Genomic DNA, 19,569 nt, shown 5'->3' on the forward strand with positions numbered 1-19,569 from the left:
GGCTTTTTGCTGCCGCGCACGGCGCACCTTGCCGCCGCGGCGCGGTCGAACCCCCATCAGTCTTGGAACCTGTTTACGATCTGCTGCCACTGATATCAATGGGGCGATACGGTGTTAAAAACGCCTTCGGCATGTTGGTTTATCTCCGGATAAACGCCGCTTCCTCCGCCGTTTTTGCCTTGTCTCGCGTGAGCTCGCGAGATCGTAAACAGGTTTTTATAGCCAGAAAGCCAGATCATGCCCCTCATCGCCTTCGATAACAGCTACGCCCGCGACCTGCCGCAACACGCGGTGCCATGGCAACCGGCCATCCCGCCGCAACCGCAGCTGCTGTACTGGAACGCCGCGCTGGCACAGGAACTGGGGCTGGATAGCGCGACAGTCGCACCGGAAACGCTGGCTGCCCAGTTTTCCGGCGCGGTGCTGCCGGACGGTGCGCAGCCGATCGCGCAGGCCTACGCCGGCCACCAGTTCGGTGGCTACTCGCCGACGCTGGGCGACGGCCGCGCACTGCTGCTGGGCGAGGTAATCGACCGCTGCGGCCAACGTCGTGACCTCGCTTTCAAGGGCAGCGGCCGCACCCCGTTCTCGCGTCGCGGCGACGGCAAGGCGGCGGTAGGGCCGATGCTGCGCGAGCTGATCATCGGCGAGGCGATGCAGGCGCTGGCCATTCCCACCACCCGCGCGCTGGCGGTAGTGGCCACCGGCGAGACCGTGTCGCGCGAACGGCCTCTGCCCGGCGCGGTGCTGACCCGCGTCGCTGCCAGCCACCTGCGCGTCGGCACCTTCGAATACTTCGCCAACGGCGAGGACGAGGACGCGCTGCAGCAACTGGCCGACTACGCCATCCGCCGCCACGATCCGGCGCTGCTGGGTGCGGCCAACCCTTATCTTGCCTTCCTCGACGCGGTGTGCCGGCGCCAGGCGCGGCTGATTGCCCAGTGGATGCACGCCGGCTTCATCCACGGCGTGATGAACACCGACAACATGACCATCAGCGGCGAAACCATCGACTACGGCCCGTGCGCGTTCATGGACGCCTATGACCCGGCCACCGTGTTCAGCTCCATCGACGAGCGCGGCCGCTACGCCTACGGCAACCAGCCCGCCATCGCGCAGTGGAACCTGGCGCGGCTGGCGGAAACGCTGCTGCCGCTGCTGGACGCCGAATCGCAGCAACAGGCCGTGGCGCAGGCCACCGACGTCATCCACCGCTTTGTCGATCATTACCGCGAACAGTGGCTGGCGCAGGCGCGGCGCAAGCTCGGCCTCTACACGGCAGAGGACGACGACCAGCAGCTGGCAGACGACTGGCTGGCGCTGCTGCAGGCACAGAAGGCGGACTTCACCCTTTGCTGGCGCTACCTTGCCGACGCGGTGGATGGCGACGGTTCAAGGTTGGCCGCACAGTTTGCCGATCCGGCCGCGTTGCAGCCGTGGCTGGCGCGCTGGCAGCAACGCCTCGCCGCCGAGCCGCAAGCCGCCGCCGTGCGCGCCAGCGCGATGCGCGCACTCAATCCGCTGTACATCGCGCGCAATCATCTGGTGGAAGAAGCGCTGGCCGCCGCCAGCGAACACGGCGACATGAGCCTGACGCTGCGCCTGCTGGACGTGCTGGCCGACCCGTTCACCGAACGTGACGGGCGGGAGCGCTACGCGCTGCCGGCGGCGCCGGAGCTGGCGGCCGGTTACCGCACCTTCTGCGGCACGTGACCTTGGCCGGATAACTCCTGTTGATCTGATCAATGAAGGAATGAAGGTTGGCCGCAAACCATGACGGTTTGCGGCCAACCTTGTTATCAGGCGGGTGGTGCGGTGGATTATTTGGGCTTTTGTGGTGACTATCGGAATCAGCGGCTAATTCCGGCGATCCGCTGCCTGGATTTTTAGGGACATCAGCCGCGTGCAATGGCGTAGTCAGTCTCCGTTGGACTTCGCGGCCTGATGCTCGGCCCACAGCCGTTCGACCATTGCCCGGAAGCCTTCGTCTTCCGCAATCGTATGCTGCTCAATGTCGGCCACTGTACCTTTGTACAGCGCCTCGCCACTATTCTGGGGGGCGGCCAGTGCGCTACGGAAACTGTTTTCGGCTGCCAGTGCTTCGCCGAACAGCCACTGCACGTAGGCAAGATTGCCATACGTCATGCCGCAATCGGTACGTAGTTCGAGGCTGGCAAGCAGATCGTTCTGCGCTTCTCTCAGCAGGGATAGAGCTTGCTCCCTGTTCTGCCACACTTTCTTGGCTTTCAACAGTTGGACAAAGCCTTTGCCGTTGAATGCATTGGCGACTTGTTCGCGGATAGCTGGGGTAGTGTCGGACGAATAGGCGGTGATCAGCTGCTGGTAGGCAGCACAGGCCTCGTCGGGCTTCTGGATGGCCCCAAGAGAGTTGCCCATATCGAACAAGGCCTTGGCAACCTGTTCGCGGATAGCGGGTGTATTGTCAGATGAGTAATTGGTGATTAGCTGCTGATAGATGGCGACTTCCTCGACTGGTTTCTGCATTTGTCCGAGGACAATCCCCATATTGCGCATGGCCATGGTGACCTGTTTGCGGATGGCCGGTGTATTGTCGGACGAGTAAGTGTCGATTAGCTGCTGGTAGGCGGCGATTTCCTCAGCGGGCTTCTGCATTTGTCCGCAGGTGGCTCCCATGTTGAGCATAGCCTTGGCGACCTGTTCGCGGATGGCGGGCGTGTTGTCGGACGAATAGGTGTCGATCAGCTGCTGGTAGGTGGTACAAGCTTCAGAATGCCGTTGCAGCTGATTTAATGTGATCGCGCGATTGAAAAGGGCCTGCGCCGCTTTGACCGTACCGGTATTGGGGATGCTGCTCGCGTGTTTCCAGTACAGCGCGGCATCTTCATATTGTTTGGCGTGGTAAGCGTTGAAGGCCCGGGTGTTCCAGTCATCAAAAGAATAACTGGCTTCCGGTCTGGTCTTGATCTCTTCGGCGCTTTGACGCAGTGCAGCTTCTTCGTCACGGTTGATGGGCGTGCCGTCTTCACCAGACGTCTTCAACCCTTCCTGCATTTGCGTGATGGCAGCATCGCGCTTTTGCACCACCTCGTTTACCGAGTGCTCAATAGCCTGATGACCCTGCACCGCTTTTTTCTTCAGTTCATCAATTTGTGCGAGCAAGTCTTCATGGTTGCTATCGAACCATTGCCGGCTGGCCGTCTTGGCCTCTTCTTTGGCTTGTCGGGTGACGGAAAGATAGCCAATCAAGCCGACAAGGGCGAGCAGCAGCGTCACTACCAGCCCCGCAATACCCGTGATTACCGCAAACCGGTCGACCGCCTGCCCAATATCGCCGACGCGGTTGTTCTGATCGTCCAGCCGTTTATCGAGTGCATCGATACGGTTCTTCAGGCTGTCGACATCCTTCTGGGTCAGCTCGCGGCTGCTGTCGATCTTCAGTTGCAGCAGTTCCTTTTGCGCATCGAGCTCAACCTGACCGAACTTTTCGTTGGCAGCGGCGGGGAGGGCAAGACTGAACAGCAGGCTAAGGACAAGCAGGCGAAGGAATGAGGCCATGATGGGATGCGCGGCAACGGTTATGCGATGAGGCTGGATTATGCCAGCAGCAGAATGGCAAAGCGCCGCTTTTCGGCAACAAAGCGGCACTTTGCCGTTTGATCCTGGTTGATGCCTTGCATGGTCAGCACCCACAACACAAGCCGGGTGTCGGCGCCCTGTGCCACCTTACCCACCAGCAAGTTCAGGATGGCTTTGCCGGATGCCGGTGTGTGCCGCTTGCTGTCTGGCCAACGTTGGCCGCCTGTTTGGGACAGTGCCGTATCGATGCGGGCACGCTGCCTCGCGCCCGGTGGCGGATTATCGCTAGACTGGCTGCCTTATCACTCCGGGAGTCCGGCCATGTCGCAGCACAGTTTCCAGTTCAGTCTTGGCGCCGATCCGCAGGCGCGCGAAGTCGTCCAGCTGGGCCTCAAGGCCTTCAACGTCGGGCAGATCGGCGATTACGCTTATCAGGATGTCGAACTGTACGCGCGGGACGAGGCCGGCGTGGTGGTCGGCGGCCTGTTCGGCCACTCCGGTATGGGCTGGCTGTACGTGGACTACCTGTGGCTGGACGCCGCGCAGCGCGGCGCCGGCCTAGGCGCGCAACTGATGGCGCAAGTGGAAGTCGAGGCGCGCCGTCGTGGCTGCGTCGGCATGTTCCTGTACACCTACAGCTTCCAGGCACCGGACTTCTACCACAAGCTGGGCTACCAGCTGATGGGCGTGCTGGACGACTGCCCGCCGGGGCACCAGCGGCTGTACCTGAAAAAGCCGCTGCCGGCGGTCGCGGAGTCATCCGTCGCCTGAGCCGTGTGTTGCCGGCGCCGCGGCAGTGGCCAAGCGCCGCTGTCGCGCCTGGCTGCATCGCGCCGCTGGCGGCGATTCGCAGTAAGATGTCTGCCTCACCGTTATCGCCAGGCCCACCATGATCCTGATCCACACCCCCAGTGCCAAAGAAGTTGCCGCCTACCTCGACCTGTTCCGCGCGGCGCTGCCGCAGCATCGTTTCATCAGTCTGGATGAGATGACGCAGCCGGAGGCGGTGCGCTACGTGATTACCTGGGGGCCGCCACCGGCGCTGTTTGCCCGGTTGCCGAAGCTTGAGGCGGTGTTTGCGCTCGGTGCCGGCGTCGACAAGCTGCTGGCGCGCGACGATCTGGCCGCCGGCGTGCCGATCTACCGCCTGCTCGATGGCGGTATGGCGCAGCAGATGAGTGAGTACATCCGCTTCGGCGTGCTGTCCTACCAGCGGCACATGGATGTCTATCGCCGCCAGCAGGCGGCGGGGGTGTGGAAGATGCTGGCGCCGAAGCTGCCGGCCGAGGTGCGCGTCGGCGTGCTGGGGCTGGGCGAGATCGGCAGCGCGGTGGCGCAGGCGCTGGCCGCCGACGGTTATCGGGTCAGCGGCTGGAGCCGCTCGCCGCGCCAGCTGCCGGGCGTGACTTGCCTGCACGGCGACGACGGCCTGGCCGAGTTGCTGGCCGGCAGCGAGGTGCTGGCCTGCGTGTTGCCGTCCACGCCGCAGACGCAGGGCCTGCTGAACGCACAAAGGTTGGCCGCACTGCCGCCCGGCGCGATGCTGATCAACGCCGGCCGTGGCGACCTGCTGGACGAGGACGCGCTGCTGGCGCTGCTGGATGCCGGCCATCTGCGCTGTGCGCAGCTGGACGTGTTCGCCAGCGAGCCGCTGCCGCATGGCCATCGCCTGTGGCAACACCCGGCGGTGACGGTGACGCCGCACATCGCCGCCATCACCCTGCGCGAGGAAGCCGTGCGCCAGATTGCGGCCAACCTTGAGCGGCTGGCGGCGGGGGACGCGGTGCAGGGGCAGGTGCTGCGCGAGCGCGGCTACTGATGGCGCAGCAGATCCGTTGCGACAGCTGCCGCGCCTGCTGTTGCCGGCTGGAGGTGATGCTGATTGCCGGCGACGACGACGTGCCGGACCGCTTTGTCACCCAGGACCAGTGGGGCGGCCACGTGATGCTGCGGCTGGACGACGGCTGGTGTGCGGCGCTGGACCGGCAGACCATGCTGTGTACCATCTACGCGGTGCGGCCGTGGATCTGCGCCGACTATCAGGAAGGCGAGCCGGATTGCCTGGAGCAGCGCAAGCTGATTCCGCTGTTCCCGGCGCGCAGCTAGCCAGCGGCGGGCGCCGGCCGCGGCCGGGCAGCGCTGCGGCCAACCTTGCGTACCGGTTCACATCACGCTCGCGTCACGGGCGCACCACGTGCCAGACATTGCCGATATTGTCGCCCATCATGTCGCCCGGTTTCTGGTCGCCGGACCAGAAGTACAGCGGCTTGCCGCGATAGGTCCATTGCCGGCTGCCGTCGTTGCGGTTGCTGAGGCCGTAGTCGCCGCTGGCGCTGGCGCCGGCCGGGGCGAGGTAGGGCGGCCATTTCATCGCGCAGTCGCCGTAGCACACGCTGCTGCCGGCCTGATCCCGGTCAAAGCTGTACAGCGTCTTGCCACCGTGCGCCATCAGCATGCCGCTGCGGAACATCGCCGGCGGCATCATCGCCATGCCGCTATGCATGCCATCGTGTTGCATCATCGCGCCATCCTGCGGCATGGGCATGCCGCCCTGCGCGTGGCGAGGGCCGTGACCGTAGCCGCCGCAGCCTGCCAGCAGCGACAGCGCCATGGCGGCCATGAGTAGGGGGGAGTTCATCGTCGATTCCTTTCCGGAAGTGTGGCAAGAGCCTCCCTTACCATAGCCCATGGCGGCGGCGTTGTCGGCCTGTGACACGGCGTGCGGCAGCGGCTAGCCAGTGCCGGCGCCGGCGGCGTAACATCGTCGTATCGTCATGCGCTTGCCGGTGTGCCACATGTCCCTTCTTCCGCTCTATGCCCGGCTGCAGCAGCAGTTGCCGGCGGGCAGCGCCCTCACCCTGTTGCAGCTGGATGGCGACGAAACCCGGCTGGCCAGCGGCAGCGGTAGCGCGCCGCCACGGCTGCTGAGCCTGCCGCTGGGCTACCGCCGCACCGCGCAGCAGCACTTCCGCCACCAGCCACCGACTGCGGCGGAAATCGAGCTGGCGATCATGACGGTGGAGGACGCGCTGGCGCCGGCACGGGCGCAGCTGGCACCGGCGTCGCTGCTCTACAGCCAGGATGGCGCGCTGCGCGCACTGGCCGCTCATGCCGGCGTGCACGGCAGCGGCACGCTGTGGCTGTCCACCGCGCAGCTGGAGTTCACCTTCGGCCGCTTTGCCGAGGTGGTGCAGGGGCGTCCGGCGGCGCTGGAGGGGCTGCCGACGGACGGCGAGTTTGCCGCCCGGCTGTTGATCCTGCGCGAGCTGAGCCACCATCTCGGCTTTGACGGCATCCACCTGCTGCCCTTGTGAGCGACGGCCGCCCGGCCCTGGCCGGGGACGGCTTCAAGCTTGGCCGCAGGCCAGCCGGCGTGCCAAGAGCCGCGCGCGGGCGTGGTCGTAGCACCAGTTGAAGACATAGGTGTAGGGCAGGAAGAACAGCAGGATGCCGACATCGAGCAGGAACGCCTGCCAGTAGCTGATCGCCATCCACCACGCGGCCACCGGCACGCACAGGAACACCAGCCCGCCCTCGAAGGCGATGGCGTGCAGGCTGCGCACCAGCGGCGTGCGCTGCCAGCCGGTGCGCCGCTCCAGCCGTTCGAACAGCGCATTGAACAGCATGTTCCAGCTCATCGCGATGCTCGACATCAGCAGCGCCAGCACGCCGACGTGGCCGAGGCCGGCATCGAGCAGCCAGCTGCCCAGGGGCACCAGCAGCGCCATCGCGCACACCTCGTACAGCACGGCATGCAGCAGCCGTTCACGCAGCGTCTTGTCGGGGGTCATCATTGCGGCCAACCTTTCTTGTGCTATCGGATTGACGGCCAGTGTGATAGGTTTTTCTGCCTGATAACAGCTAGCATCCATCGGAGAAACCGATATGTTCATCTCTGCCGACGCCATCGCCGCGTTCGTGCTGGCCGCGGAGCTGGGCTCGTTCTCGGCGGCGGCGCGGCGGCTGGGCAAGCGCCAGTCCACCATCAGCGAGACCATCGCCAACCTGGAGATCGACCTCGGCGTCACGCTGTTCGAGCGTGTCGGGCGCCAGCCGCAGCTCACCGCCGCCGGACAGCGGCTGTTGCCGGCGGCGCGGCAGACGCTGGCGGCGCAGGACAGCCTGCAGCTGGAAGCGCAGCTGCTGGCCGGCGGGCTGGAGCCGCGGCTGACGCTGGTGCTGTCGGACACCTTTCACACTGGCGATTTCGAGGCGATGCTGTCCGAGTTTGCCGAGCGCTTTCCGACGCTGGAGCTGGAGTGCCTGGTCGGCGAGCAGGAGGACGTGCTGGCGCTGCTGCAGAGCGGCCGCGCGCAGCTGGGCCTGCTCACCGCGCTGGCCGCTTATCCGGCCGACATCGCCAGTTGCAGCCTGCCGCGCCCGGCCGACACTGCGCTGTATGTCGCGGCCAGCCACGCGCTGGCGCGGCAGGACACGGTGACGGCGGCACACTTGCACCAGCATCGCGAACTGCGGCTGAAGACCTATCAGGATAGCCCGGTGACGGACAACGGCGGCCTGTGCTGGTCGGCGCCCAGTTACCTGTTGCTGATGGAAATGGCGCTGCACGGCTTCGGCTGGGCGGAGCTGCCGGACTGGCTGGTGGCGCGCTACGGCGCCGGCCTGCACGCCTTGCCGGTGGCCGGCTGGCCGCGGCGGCAGCGTATCGACGCGGTGTGGGCGCGGCCGCGGCCGCTGGGCGCCGCCGCGGCGTGGGTGTTGCAGCGCCTGCTCACGCCACCCGCGGCTTGATGCAGTGCGGCCAACCTTGCGGGATGGCGTCCAGCAGCTGGCGGGTGTACGGGTGCTGCGGCGCGGCGTACAGGGTGTCGGCGTCGGCCAGCTCCACGCAGCGGCCGTGCTGCATCACCAGCACCTGGTCGGACAGGTGCTTCACCACCGCCAGATCGTGCGAGATGAACAGGTAGGACAGCCCCAGTTCGTCCTGTAGCGCCTGCAGCAGGTTGAGCACCTGCGCCTGTACCGACACGTCCAGCGCCGACACCGATTCGTCGCAGATCAGGATTTCCGGGTGCATGGTCAGGCAGCGCGCGATGGCGATGCGCTGGCGCTGGCCGCCGGAAAACTCGTGCGGGTACTTGGCCAGTGCCTTGCGAGGCAGCCCGACGTGTTCCAGCCAGTCGCCGGCCAGCTGCAGCCGCTCCTCTGCATCGCAGCCGATGCCGTGCAGCAGCATCGGCTCGGTCAGGATCTGCGCCACGGAGAAGCGCGGGTTGAGCGAGGCGTACGGGTTCTGGAACACGATCTGGATGCGGCGCTTGTAGTCGCGCAACTGGCGCGGCGTCAGCGCCAGCATGTCCTCGCCTTCGAACAGCACCCGCCCGACGCTGGCCTGCTGCAGCCGCATCAGCGCCAGCCCCAGCGTGCTCTTGCCGCAGCCGGATTCGCCGACGATGCCCAGCGTGCGGCCGCGCATCAGCGTGAACGACACCTCGTCCACCGCGCGCTGGCTGTGGCGGCCGCCAAACCAGCCGTGGCGGCTGTGGTAGTCGACGCAGAGGCCCTGCACCTCGAGGATCACCCGGTCGTCCGCCTGGTAGCCGCGCTGGCGTTGCGGCGGCTCGAAGTAGCAGCTGTCGCCGAGGAAGTCCTTGATCACCGGCAGCCGCGCCGGGCGCTGTGCCAGGTGCGGGCGGCAGCGCAGCAGCGCCTTGGTGTAGGGGTCTTGCGGCGCCTCGAAGATCTGCTGCACCGGCGCGTGTTCGTGGATGCTGCCGTGGTGCATCACCACCACCTCGTCGGCGAACTGGCCGACCAGTTCCAGATCGTGGCTGATGAACAGCACCGCCATGCCGTGTTTTTTCTGCAGCCCGGCCAGCAGCTGCAGGATCTGCTGCTGGATGGTGACGTCCAGCGCGGTGGTCGGCTCGTCGGCGATCAGCAGCTTCGGCTCGCAGGCGATGGCCATCGCGATCATCACCCGCTGCTGCTGGCCGCCGGATAGCTGGTGCGGGTAGCTGCTCATCTTGCGGTCCGGCGTCGGCAGGCCGACTTCCTTCAGCAGCGCCACCGCGCGCTGGTATGCCGCCTTGCGGCCAACCCTGGTGTGCAGCATCAGCGTCTCGATGATCTGCTCGCCGACGCTGTACACCGGGTTGAGCGAGCTCATCGGCTCCTGGAACACCATGGCGATGTCGCCGCCACGCAGGCGGCGCAGCTCGCGGCGACTGGCGGTGAGCAGGTTGCGGCCGTCGAACAGGATCTCGCTGTCGGCGGCGATGTGGCAGCCGTGTTCCGGCAGCAGCCGGGTGATTGCCATCGCGGTCACCGACTTGCCGGAGCCGGATTCGCCGACCAGCGCCACGGTCTTGCCGGCGGGGATGTCGAAGCTGATGCCTTTCACCGCTTCGGCGCCGTGGCCGTGTTCGTCGCGGAAGCTGACGCGCAGCTTGCGCACGCTGAGCAGGGGCGGGGTGGGGTTCACGATGTCACCTTCGGGGCCTGGTTCACGTTGGGTGCCTGTTCCACTGTCGGGGCTATTTCACTTTTGGATCGAGCGCGTCGCGCAGGCTGTCGCTGAGCAGCGAGAACGCGGTGACCAGCAGCGACATGCACAGGGTGACGGCGAGCATCTGCCACCAGTAGCCCTGCAGCAGCTCGGCTGGCGCCTCGGCCAGCATCGCGCCCCAGCTGACCTGGGTGACGCCGACGCCGAAGCCGAGGAAGGACAGGATCGCCTCATACTTGATCAGCGCCACGGTGAGCATGGAAAACTGCACCAGCAGCAGGTGGCTGACGTTGGGCAGGATGTGGTGGAACATGCGGCGGCCGTGGCCGGCGCCGATGGCGTCGGCGGCGCGCACGTACTCGCGACCCTTGTGCTTGAGGAACTCGGCGCGCATCAGGCGGAAGGTGCCGGTCCAGCTGGTGAATGCCATCACCAGCACCACGGTGCCGATGCCGCGACCGCTGACCGCGGCAAACGCCAGCAGCAGCAGCATGTCCGGCACCGAGGTGAACACGCTGTAGCCCCACATCAGCAGGTCATCGAGCAGGCCGCCGAAGTAGCCGGACAGCGCGCCGAGCACGGTGCCGATGGTCAGTGCCAGCAGCGCGCCGGCGATGCCGACCTGCAGCGAGGTGGCGCTGCCCTGCAGCAGCTTTTGCAGCACATCGCGGCCACGCTGGTCGGCGCCCAGCGGCAGGCTGTCGGCGCGGGCCTGCTCGGTGCTGCGGTACTGCGCGGACTGCTGCTGGGCGGCGGCGAGATCGGCCGCCAGCGGGTCCTCGCTGGCGGACAGGCCGGTGGCGCCGCTGCTGTCCAGCGCGGCGGCGCTGGTGGCGCGGCGGTCGGCGGCGTCGATGTCGGCGGCGTTGAGCTCGACATGGTGCGGCGCGGCGCCGGCGAACAGCGTCGGCGGCGCGTAGGGATGGGCGACCTCGTCCTGCCAGTGGCTGGCGACGAGGCCGCTCCAGGCGGCCAGTGCCAGCAGCAGGTAGGCGCCGACGATGCACAGTGCGCTAAAGCCGATGCGGTCGCGGCGCAGCCGGCGCCAGCCGATGCGCGTCAGGCTGTTGTGGTGGTGCTGGGCCGCAGGCGGCGTGGTTGAGGTGTGGGGCATGGTGTCAGTGTAGCTGCACGCGCGGGTCGATCAGCTTGTAAACGATGTCGGTCAGCAGGTTGAACAGCATGGTGGCCAGCGCGATGTAGATGGTGATCGCCTTGATCACCGGAAAATCGCTGCGCTCCACCGCCATCACTACCTCCTTGCCCATGCCGGGAATGCCGAAGAAGGTCTCCAGCAGCATGGCACCCATCATCAGGTAGGGTAGCGACATCATCAGCGAGGTCACCACCGGGATCATCGCGTTGCGCAGCACGTGCTTGAGCATGATCACCGGCTCGGACAGGCCTTTGGCGCGCGCAGTGCGCACGTAGTCGTGACCCAGTTCCTCGACGAAGCAGCTGCGGTAGAAGCGGATGTCCGGCGCCAGGCCGACGATCACCCCCAGCAGCAGCGGCAGCGGCAGGTAGTGCAGCAGGTTGTCGAGCGTGCTGTCGCTCCAGCCCATGATCGGGAACCAGCCGCCCTTGAACGCCAGCCAGTACTGGCCGGCGATGATGTACACCAGCGCGCTGACCGACATCGCGCAGGTGGCGATCAGCGTCACCAGCCGGTCGGTGACGCTGCCGCGCAGGTAGGCGACCAGCGCGGCGATGGCTATCGCCAGCACGGTGCCCAGCAGCAGGATGCTGCCGGTGAGCAGCAGCGACGGCCCGATGCGGCTGTGCAGCAGCGCCGACACCGGCTGCTGCGTCGACCACGAGGTGCCGAAGTCCAGCGTCAGCACCTGGCGCATGAAGATCAGGAACTGCTGCGGCAGCGGCAGGTCCAGCCCCAGCTGCTGGCGGATGCCGGCCAGCGCCTCCGCGCTGAGGTTCTTGCCGGCGAGGATGTAGGACGGATCGCCGCCCACCCAGTTGAACAGCACGAACAGCAGCAGCATCACGCCGAACAGCGTCGGCACCATCTGCCACACGCGGCGGACGATATAAGCCAGCATGATTTATCCTCCGGCCGCGCGGCCGTTCATTTCTGCAGGTCCAGGTAGCGCCAGCTGGTGTTTAGCAGCGGGTGCAGCTTCAGTCCCTTCACGTACGAGTGCGCCAGCGTGCTGCGCATGCGGATGTCGCCGAAGATCCACGGCTGCTGCGCCACCGCGATCTTGTTCATCGCGTCGTACAGCTGGTTGCGCTGCGAGCCGTGCGGCAGTTTCAGCGAGGCCTCGAACAGGCGGTCGTAGTCGGCATTCTTGAAGTCGGCGGCGTTGGAGTCGCCGGCATTCCTGCCGTACAGCAGCTGCATGAAGTTCTCGCCGTCCGGGTAGTCGGCGCCCCAGGCCATGCCCCACATCTGCAGCTTGCCCTGGTGGTTGGCCTTGGACAGCTCGTTCCACTTGCCCTGCCGGAAGCCGAGGCGGATCTTCAGCGTGTCGAAGGTCTTCTGCCAGTACTCGTTCCACTGCTTGTCCAGCGCGCTGGTGCCGCAGGCCAGCTCGATCGCCAGCGGCTTGCCGTCCGGGCGGGTGCGGTAGCCGTCGCTACCCACGCGATAGCCGAAGCGGTCCAGCAGCGCGTTGGCCGCCGCCGGATCGAACTTCGGCGCGCCACGGAAGGCCGGGTTGTGGCCGGCCACGCCGGGCGGCACGATGTAGTTCATCGGCACCGCCTGGCCGCGGCGGATGCTGGCGATGGCCTCGCTGACCGGGAACGACATCGCGATGGCGCGGCGCAGCGCGATCTTGTCCTTGCTGTCGCCACCGACCACCGGGTCCTGCATATTGAAGAAGTGGAAGGTGACCTCCGGCAGCAGCTGGCGCTGCAGCTGGATGCCCTGCCGCGCGTACTGCTCGGCCAGCCGCACCTTGAGCGGGTTTTTCGGGTCGATCACCAGCGCGCTTTGCAGCGCGGCCTGCGGGATGCCGCTGACGTCCAGCTGGCGGTTGAGGAAGGACAGCCACAGCGGCTGTTCTTCCTCGATGACGGAGATCTCGATGCGGCCAAGCTGCGGCAGGGTCTTGCCCTGCAGCGCCTGCACCACCGCCTTGTCTACCGGGTCGTTACCCGGCGTGGCATTGAACACCACCTTGCGAAAGCCCGGGTTGGCCTCCAGCACGATCCTGCTGCCCGGTTTCCACTCCTTCAACAGGTAGGGGCCGGTGCCGACCGGGTGGGCGTTGGTGTTGTCGCGGTGGGCCTCGATCACCTCGCGTGCCACCGCACCGAACGCCGGCATCGCCAGGATCGGCAGGTAATTGAAATTGGTGGCGGTCAGCGTCAGCTGCAGCGTGTAGCGGTCGAGCACCTTGATGCCTGCCAGCGGCGCGTCGTAATTCAGCGCGCCCTTGCCGGCGGCCTTCACCAGTTCGTTGCCGCCGACAAAGCGGCCGTCGACCAGGAAGCTCCACGGCGAGTGGATGCTGGGGTCGAGGTGGCGCTTGATGCTGTAGGCGTAGTCGGCGGCGGTCAGCTCGCGCTTCTTGCCCTTGAAGGCCGGATCGGTGGCGAAATGGATGCCGGGCCTGAGGCGGAAGGTGTACACCTTGCCGTCGGCAGAGATGGTGGGCAGCGCGCTGACGGTATTGGGAATCAGCTTCGCCGGCCGCGCCAGGTAGTCGTAGGTGACCAGCGGATCGAAGATGTTCTCGGTGACGGTGCTGGAGTACAGGTCGGAGACCTTGGCCGGATCGAAGCCGGTTTCCGGCGCGTTCAGCGCCACGCGCAGCACCTTGTTCATGTCGGCGGCCTGCGCCGGCAGCAGCACCAGGGCGGCCAGGGTGGCCAGCAGGGCGTGTTGGTTCATGTCGGCTCCTCGGGTTTCTTTCTATTCTGGCAACAAATGCCGGCTTTTGCGCGTGCGCTGCCGTCGGGCGGTGCGGTTGCGGCCAAGGGAAAAGCAAACGGCGCGCCGGCGCAGCGTGTCAGCGCGCGGCCGGCGCCAGTCGCGCCAGCATGTCCTGCAGCAGCTCGATCAGCACCCGCACCTTCATCGGCAGGTAGCGCCGCGCCGGGTACACCACGTACACCTCGGCGCTGCGGGTGCGGTAGTCGGCGAGCAGCGGCTGCAGCTGGCCGCGTTGCAGTGCGTCCTCCAGCAGGAAGCGCGGTTGCAGCAGGATGCCCATGCCGGCCACCGCGGCGCTGACCAGCACGTCGCCGTTATTGCTCTGCAGCGGGCCGTCCACCGCCACCGCGATTTCCTCGTCGCCGTGCCAGAAGCGCCACACCTGCGGCTGGTTGCCCTGCTGGTAGCGCAGGCAGCTGTGGCGGGCGAGGTCGGCCGGCGTCTGCGGCGCAGGGTTGGCCGCAAGGTAGGACGGTGCGGCACACAGCAGCATGTCGATGCGCCCCAGCGGCCGCGCAATCAGGCCGCCGCCCAAGGGCTGGGTGCTGATGCGCAGCGCGAGGTCGAAGCCGTCCTCCACCAGGTCGACCTGGCGGTCGGACAGCTCCAGCTCCACCTGCAGCAGCGGATGGCGGCAGCGCAGCTCGGCCAGCCACTCGCCGAGGTAGCGCATGCCGAACGACAGCGGTGCCGCCAGCCGCAGCGTGCCGCGCGCCTCCACGCTCTGCTGCATCGCGGCGGCGTCGGCCTCTTCCAGCTGCGCCAGCACCAGCGCGGTGCGTCGTGCGTAGTCCAGCCCGGCCTCGGTGAACGCCAGCCGCCGCGTGGTGCGCTGGATCAGGCGAGTGCCCAGTTCCTGTTCCAGCGCGCCGAGGTATTTGCTGACCATGGCGGTGGACATCTCCAGCCGCGCCGCCGCGGCGACGAAGCTGCCGCTGTCGTGAATGCTGTGAAACACCCGTAAGGCCACCAGCTTGTCCATGATTGTTTCTTTATAGTTAGCAATTCATTGCATGAATAGCCGTTTATTCGCGCTCTGGCAAGGTGTTTAATGCAGTCATCGCCACAGCGCGTGGCGCCACACCCACCCGAAGGAAACCATCATGATCGACCAACGTACCGCTCCTTACGCCGCCCTGATCCTGCGTCTGGCACTGGGCCTGATGTTCGTTGCGCACGGCGCGCTGAAACTGTTCGTGTTCACCCCGGCCGGCACCGTCGGCTACTTCGCCTCGCTGGGGCTGCCGGCGATCTTCGCCTACCTCACCATCGCCGCCGAGCTGGGTGGCGGCGTGCTGCTGCTGCTGGGGGTGGCCACCCGTCCGGTGGCGCTGGCCCTGATTCCACTGCTGATCGGCGCCGGCGTGCTCGGCCACGGTGGCAACGGCTGGGTGTTCAGCAATCAGGGCGGTGGCTGGGAATATCCGGCCTTCCTGGTGGTGGCGGCCGTGGTGCAGGTGCTGCTCGGCGACGGAGCCGCGGCGCTGAAGCCGGTCGGCTACAAAAAAGGCTGATTCAGCCCATCACGATGATCCCGACGGCGGTGCCAGTGTGGCGCCGCCCTTGCTACAGGTAACGCACCATGTTCTTCGCTCCCTTGTTTCTGTCCCATGGCGGTCCGGATGTGCTGATCAACGGCTCGCCGGCACCGGCGGTATGGCGCGCTCACGCCGACAGCCTGCCGCGGCCACGCGCCATCCTGATGATGTCCGCGCACTACCTCGCGCTGCAGCCGCTGCTGGGCAGCAGCCCGCGCTGGGGCACGGTGCATGATTTCGGCGGCTTCCCGCGCGAGCTGTACAAGTTGCAGTATCCGGCGGCGGGCGACGACAAGGTGCTGGCCGAGGCGATGGCGCTGCTGGCGGCGGCGGGCATCAGCGCCCGTCACGACGGCGCCGAAGGGCTGGATCACGGCGCGTGGGTGCCGCTGCTGGCGATGTATCCGCAGGCCGACATCCCGGTGATCACCCTCAGCACCCTGCCGCGGCAGGACGCGCGCGCGCACTACCAGCTGGGGCTGGCGCTGGCGCAGCTGGCCGAGCAGGGGGTACTGATCATCGGCTCCGGCAGCATGACGCACAATCTGTACGAGCTGTCGCGCGCCGGCGGCCCGGAGCAGCCGTGGGCGAAGGCGTTTGCCGACTGGATGGCGCAGCGCTTGCTGGACAACGATATCGAGGCCTTGCTGGACTGGGAGGCGCGGGTACCGTTTGCCAAGCAGAACCACCCCAGCGACGAACACCTGCTGCCGCTGTTCTTTGCCCTTGGTGCGGCCAAGGGCAAGGTTGGCCGCAGCCTGCACCGCGGCATCGAGCTGGGGGCGCTGGCGATGGACGCCTGGGCGTTCGACGGCGCGGCGGCCTGAGTTTTAGCGCGTGTGCGCGGTCTCGCGGGCGAGTGCGAGCCCCGCGAAAACGGCCGGGGGAAGCGGCGTTTAGCGGTGCTGAACGCGCATTCCTGGATGCTATTTAACAGGTATCAACAAAGCACGGCAGAACAGCGCCGAGTTCAGATCGCCTGCTGCAGCCACTGCACCAGTGGCTGCACGCGGCGCAGGTGGCGGTCGTGCGGCGGCAGCACCAAGTAGTAGCCCTTGCCGCTGTGCACGCTGCGCGGGCAGGGAGTGACCAGGCTGCCGTCGCGCAGCGCGTCCTGCACGATCAGCGGATCGACCAGAGCGATGCCCAGCCCGTGCCGCGCCGCCTCGATGCCCATCACGTCGGCGTCGAACAGCAATTCCTTCTGTCCCTTCGGCCACGGCGCCGCCAGCCACAGCTGCCAGTCGTGACGGTCGCGGCTGGTGTGGATCAGCGGATACTGCGCCAGTGCGTCCTCGGCCAGTGTCAGCGCGCCGCCCAGCAGCGACGGCGCCGCCACTGGGGTCAGCACCTCCTGGTGCAGCAGCTGCACGCTGACCCCCGGCCAGTTGCCGTCGCCGTACTGGATCGCCATGTCGAACAGCCCCCAGTCGAAGGCGGGCTTCTCCTCCCACACCGTGCTGACGCTGATGTCGAGATCGGGAAACTGTTCCTTGAAATGCTGCAGCTGCGGCACCAGCCAGCGCACCGCGATCGACGGCGGCGACTTGATGCGGATGCTGTGCTGGCGCTGGTTGAGTTGTTCGCAGGTTTCGCTGATCTTCTGGATCGCTTCGTGCAGGCCGTGCTGCAGCGTGGCGCCTTCCGGCGTCAGCGTGATGCCGCGCTGGCTGCGCACCAGCAGCGGAAAACCGAAGTGTTCTTCCAGGTTGCGCACCTGATGGCTGACCGCGCTTTGCGTCAGGTACAGCGTGTCGGCGGCTTTGGTGAAGCTTTGCAGGCGGGCAACCGCCTCAAAGATACGCAAGGCATTGAGCGGGGGCAGTTTGGTCATCGGGCAGCGGGCGCGGGTGGCTATCGGCCACAATCTGCCGTATCGGTAGCCGGCTCGTCAATGCGCACTGCAATTCTTCGCTGATGGTGCCGCAGCGCCAGGCGATCTCGTCGCAGCTCAGCGCCGGGTCGCCCCACAGCGTGACCTCGTCGCCGATGCCCACCTGCGGCTGCGCGGACAGGTCGATCGCCAGCACGTTCATCGCCACGCGCCCGACCAGCGGCACGCGCTGGCCGTTGACCAGCACCGGGGTGCCACTTGGTGCCGCGCGCGGGTAGCCGTCGCCGTAGCCGGCACCGACGATGCCGATGCGCATCGGCTTCTCGGCGGTAAACGCGGCGCCGTAGCCGATGCTGTCGCCGGCGGCCAGCTCGCCGATGTGCACGATGCGCGCGGCAAAGCGCATCGCCGGCAGGATGCCGGCCGGCCACAGGCTGGTGTCGGGGTAGAACGGGTTGTTGTTGTACAGCAGGCCGCCCAAGCGCACCGCGGCGCCGTGAGTCAGCGGCGCGCGCAGGGTGGCGGCACTGTTGGCCGCGGTAAACGGCAGCCCGGTGGTGGTGACCACCTGCATGAAGCGCTGCCACGGCGCATCCAGCCGGATCGCCAGATCGTCGGCACAGGCGAAGTGCGTCATCAGCCCGGCCACCTCGCAGATGCCGTCCTGCTGCAATTGCTGCACCACCTCGATGGCGCGCTCCGGCACGAAGCCGAAGCGGTTCATGCCGGTATTGACCTTGACCCACACCCGCAGCGGCAGGCCGCAGGCACGCAGCCACTGCAGCTGGTGCTCGGAGCGCAGCACCACGTCCAGCTGCCAGGCGTGCGCCTCGTCCAGCTCGCGCGCCTCGATGGCGCCTTCCAGCAGCAGGATAGGCGCGTGGATGCCGGCGTGGCGCAGCGCGATGGCGTCGTCGAGGTTGATCAGCGCAAAGCCGTCGGCATCGGGCAGCGCCTGCGCCACGCGCAACAGGCCGTGGCCGTAGCCGTTGGATTTCACCACCGCCCACACCCGGGTGCCGGGCAGCTGCTGCCTGGCGATGGCGTAGTTGTGGCGCAGGGCGGGGAGGTTGATTTCGGCGTAGGCGGTGCGGGTCATGGCGGGTCTTTCGTGCCGGGGCAGGGCGCCCCGGCGGTCGGTTCAGTAAAAATCATCACGATTCGCTGCGCTTCGTGAAACGCTACGCGGTGAGTACGGCTTCGGCATGCGGTTGATGTCTGGATAAATGCCGCTTCCTCAGCCGTTTTCGCCTTGTCTCGCGTGAGCGCGCCAGATCGTGAACACGCTCTTACTTGAACGGGTAGATGTCGTAGCTGAAGTACTTGTTCTGCACCTGCTTGTAGGTGCCGTTGTCGATGATCTTCTTCAGCGCGGTGTTCACCTTGGCCAGCAGCTCCTTGTTGCCCTTCTGCACCGCGATGCCGGAGCCCATGTAGTACTTCGGATCGTTGTATACCGGGCCGACGAAGGAATAGCCCTTGCCCATCGGCTTCTTCAGGAAGTCCTCGTCGCCGACGTTGGCGTCGAGGTAGACCGCGTCCAGGCGCTGGTTGCTGAGGTCAAGAAAGCTGTCGGTGACCTTGCCGTACAGCTTCAGCTTGACGCCCTTCGGTACCCACTTGGCGGTGGCTTCCTCGCGCTGTACCGAGGTACGCAGCACGCCGATGGTCTTGCCCTTGAACCACTTGTCGTCGATCTTGGTGCCGGACTTGGCGATCAGGCGGCCGGGGATGTTGAAGTACATGTCGCTGAAGTCGACCGCCTTGGCGCGCTCCGGGGTGATGTTCATCGAGGCGATGGCCAGATCGTATTTCTTGGCCTGCACCGCCGGGATGATGCCGTCGAAGTCCATGGTGCTGACTTCGCACTGCAGCTTGGCCTCGGTGCAGATGGCACGGGCGATGTCCGGATCGAAGCCGACGATGCTGCCGTCCGGGTTGACCTTGGAGAACGGCGGGTAGCTGACGTCGGTAACGATGCGCACGGTCTGGGCATTGGCCAGCAGCGGCAGGGAGCACAACAGGGACAGCGCGAGGACTTTGTTGCAGTTCATGGTGATCTCCGATTGTTTCTTGGTTTGGTGTTGGCGGCGGTGCCGGTGCCGTTGAAGTCAGGCTAATGATCTGGCGGCTGCGGAACAAATGATTTATGGCGATCGGTGCATGAGAGAAATTCATGCTGCGCCGCACGGAGAAGGGCAGGACCAAGGTTGGCCGCAGACGGCAAAACACCGGCGCGCGGCCGGTGTTGTCGGGGGGTAGGCGGGGCGGC

At 66.5% G+C, this 19,569-nt stretch carries 20 protein-coding genes; 8 read left to right on the forward strand and 12 right to left on the reverse strand.

Going from position 1 to position 19,569, the window contains the following annotated elements; genetic code table 11:
• Positions 1–237: 237 nt before the first annotated feature.
• Entirely contained in the window at positions 238–1,713 is a 1,476-nt protein-coding gene (locus C8E02_RS08710; RefSeq protein WP_120810479.1) for a protein adenylyltransferase SelO, read from the forward strand.
• A gap of 204 nt (positions 1,714–1,917) precedes the next feature.
• Here the strand turns inward: C8E02_RS08710 and C8E02_RS08715 are convergent, their stop codons facing one another.
• Both C8E02_RS08715 and C8E02_RS17735 read right to left on the reverse strand, forming a co-directional pair.
• A complete protein-coding gene (locus C8E02_RS08715; protein ID WP_120810480.1) occupies positions 1,918–3,537 on the reverse strand; it encodes a tetratricopeptide repeat protein in 1,620 nt (539 codons plus the stop codon).
• A 38-nt stretch (positions 3,538–3,575) separates the two neighbouring features.
• The gene (locus tag C8E02_RS17735; protein WP_255348027.1) at positions 3,576–3,704 is read right to left on the reverse strand and encodes a hypothetical protein; all 129 of its coding nucleotides are present in this window, start codon (positions 3,702–3,704) and stop codon (positions 3,576–3,578) included.
• Positions 3,705–3,879: 175 nt separating this feature from the next.
• Here C8E02_RS17735 and C8E02_RS08720 point away from each other — a divergent pair, with 175 nt between their 5' ends.
• The 3 genes from C8E02_RS08720 to C8E02_RS08730 all read left to right on the forward strand — a co-directional run bounded on the left by C8E02_RS08720 (position 3,880) and on the right by C8E02_RS08730 (position 5,664).
• Positions 3,880–4,329, forward strand: coding sequence for a GNAT family N-acetyltransferase (locus C8E02_RS08720; RefSeq protein WP_120810481.1), 450 nt, complete (start codon positions 3,880–3,882; stop codon positions 4,327–4,329).
• 118 nt (positions 4,330–4,447) lie between these two features.
• Positions 4,448–5,377, forward strand: coding sequence for a 2-hydroxyacid dehydrogenase (locus C8E02_RS08725; protein ID WP_120810482.1), 930 nt, complete (start codon positions 4,448–4,450; stop codon positions 5,375–5,377).
• Positions 5,377–5,664 carry a YkgJ family cysteine cluster protein gene (locus tag C8E02_RS08730; RefSeq protein ID WP_120810483.1) on the forward strand — a complete coding sequence of 96 codons (288 nt, stop codon included), beginning with the start codon at positions 5,377–5,379 and terminating at the stop codon, positions 5,662–5,664. Before C8E02_RS08725 ends, C8E02_RS08730 begins: the two co-directional genes overlap by 1 nt.
• Positions 5,665–5,737: 73 nt before the next feature.
• Here the strand turns inward: C8E02_RS08730 and C8E02_RS08735 are convergent, their stop codons facing one another.
• Positions 5,738–6,196: a COG4315 family predicted lipoprotein gene (locus tag C8E02_RS08735; protein WP_245961108.1), complete on the reverse strand. Its 459-nt coding sequence runs from the start codon at positions 6,194–6,196 to the stop codon at positions 5,738–5,740.
• Between the two features lie 157 nt (positions 6,197–6,353).
• Here C8E02_RS08735 and C8E02_RS08740 point away from each other — a divergent pair, with 157 nt between their 5' ends.
• Complete coding sequence (locus C8E02_RS08740; RefSeq protein WP_120810484.1) at positions 6,354–6,872, forward strand: hypothetical protein; 519 nt, start codon at positions 6,354–6,356, stop codon at positions 6,870–6,872.
• Between the two features lie 33 nt (positions 6,873–6,905).
• On the opposite strand, the gene C8E02_RS08745 is transcribed toward C8E02_RS08740, so the two are convergent.
• Positions 6,906–7,352 carry a multidrug/biocide efflux PACE transporter gene (locus C8E02_RS08745; protein WP_120810485.1) on the reverse strand — a complete coding sequence of 149 codons (447 nt, stop codon included), beginning with the start codon at positions 7,350–7,352 and terminating at the stop codon, positions 6,906–6,908.
• A 91-nt stretch (positions 7,353–7,443) separates the two neighbouring features.
• Between C8E02_RS08745 and C8E02_RS08750 the strand changes: the two genes are divergently transcribed.
• On the forward strand, positions 7,444–8,310 hold the full coding sequence (locus C8E02_RS08750; protein ID WP_120810486.1) for a LysR family transcriptional regulator: 867 nt from the start codon (positions 7,444–7,446) through the stop codon (positions 8,308–8,310).
• Here C8E02_RS08750 and C8E02_RS08755 read toward each other — a convergent pair.
• From C8E02_RS08755 to C8E02_RS08775, 5 genes are all read right to left on the reverse strand, one after another.
• On the reverse strand, positions 8,291–10,003 hold the full coding sequence (locus tag C8E02_RS08755; RefSeq protein WP_211329207.1) for an ABC transporter ATP-binding protein: 1,713 nt from the start codon (positions 10,001–10,003) through the stop codon (positions 8,291–8,293). The two genes, C8E02_RS08750 and C8E02_RS08755, sit on opposite strands and share 20 nt — an antisense overlap.
• 52 nt (positions 10,004–10,055) lie before the next feature.
• On the reverse strand, positions 10,056–11,141 hold the full coding sequence (locus tag C8E02_RS08760) for an ABC transporter permease (RefSeq protein WP_120810488.1): 1,086 nt from the start codon (positions 11,139–11,141) through the stop codon (positions 10,056–10,058).
• A gap of 4 nt (positions 11,142–11,145) precedes the next feature.
• Positions 11,146–12,084: an ABC transporter permease gene (locus C8E02_RS08765; protein ID WP_120810489.1), complete on the reverse strand. Its 939-nt coding sequence runs from the start codon at positions 12,082–12,084 to the stop codon at positions 11,146–11,148.
• A 26-nt stretch (positions 12,085–12,110) separates the two neighbouring features.
• Entirely contained in the window at positions 12,111–13,883 is a 1,773-nt protein-coding gene (locus tag C8E02_RS08770) for an ABC transporter substrate-binding protein (RefSeq protein WP_120810490.1), read from the reverse strand.
• Between the two features lie 118 nt (positions 13,884–14,001).
• Positions 14,002–14,907, reverse strand: coding sequence for a LysR family transcriptional regulator (locus tag C8E02_RS08775; RefSeq protein ID WP_120810491.1), 906 nt, complete (start codon positions 14,905–14,907; stop codon positions 14,002–14,004).
• A gap of 121 nt (positions 14,908–15,028) precedes the next feature.
• Between C8E02_RS08775 and C8E02_RS08780 the strand changes: the two genes are divergently transcribed.
• Both C8E02_RS08780 and C8E02_RS08785 read left to right on the forward strand, forming a co-directional pair.
• Entirely contained in the window at positions 15,029–15,439 is a 411-nt protein-coding gene (locus C8E02_RS08780; RefSeq protein WP_047967809.1) for a DoxX family protein, read from the forward strand.
• Between the two features lie 68 nt (positions 15,440–15,507).
• Positions 15,508–16,290 (forward strand): DODA-type extradiol aromatic ring-opening family dioxygenase, encoded by a 783-nt coding sequence (locus tag C8E02_RS08785; protein ID WP_120810492.1) that lies wholly within the window; start codon positions 15,508–15,510, stop codon positions 16,288–16,290.
• 143 nt (positions 16,291–16,433) lie between these two features.
• On the opposite strand, the gene C8E02_RS08790 is transcribed toward C8E02_RS08785, so the two are convergent.
• The 3 genes from C8E02_RS08790 to C8E02_RS08800 all read right to left on the reverse strand — a co-directional run bounded on the left by C8E02_RS08790 (position 16,434) and on the right by C8E02_RS08800 (position 19,351).
• Positions 16,434–17,297, reverse strand: coding sequence for a LysR substrate-binding domain-containing protein (locus C8E02_RS08790; RefSeq protein WP_047967796.1), 864 nt, complete (start codon positions 17,295–17,297; stop codon positions 16,434–16,436).
• Positions 17,257–18,396: an alanine racemase gene (alr, locus tag C8E02_RS08795; RefSeq protein WP_047967795.1), complete on the reverse strand. Its 1,140-nt coding sequence runs from the start codon at positions 18,394–18,396 to the stop codon at positions 17,257–17,259. Before alr ends, C8E02_RS08790 begins: the two co-directional genes overlap by 41 nt.
• Positions 18,397–18,586: 190 nt before the next feature.
• Positions 18,587–19,351, reverse strand: a complete 765-nt coding sequence (locus tag C8E02_RS08800; protein ID WP_047967794.1) for a transporter substrate-binding domain-containing protein — start codon at positions 19,349–19,351, stop codon at positions 18,587–18,589.
• Positions 19,352–19,569 lie beyond the last annotated feature (218 nt).

This window comes from Vogesella indigofera, from assembly GCF_003633895.1.
Lineage (GTDB): Bacteria > Pseudomonadota > Gammaproteobacteria > Burkholderiales > Chromobacteriaceae > Vogesella > Vogesella indigofera.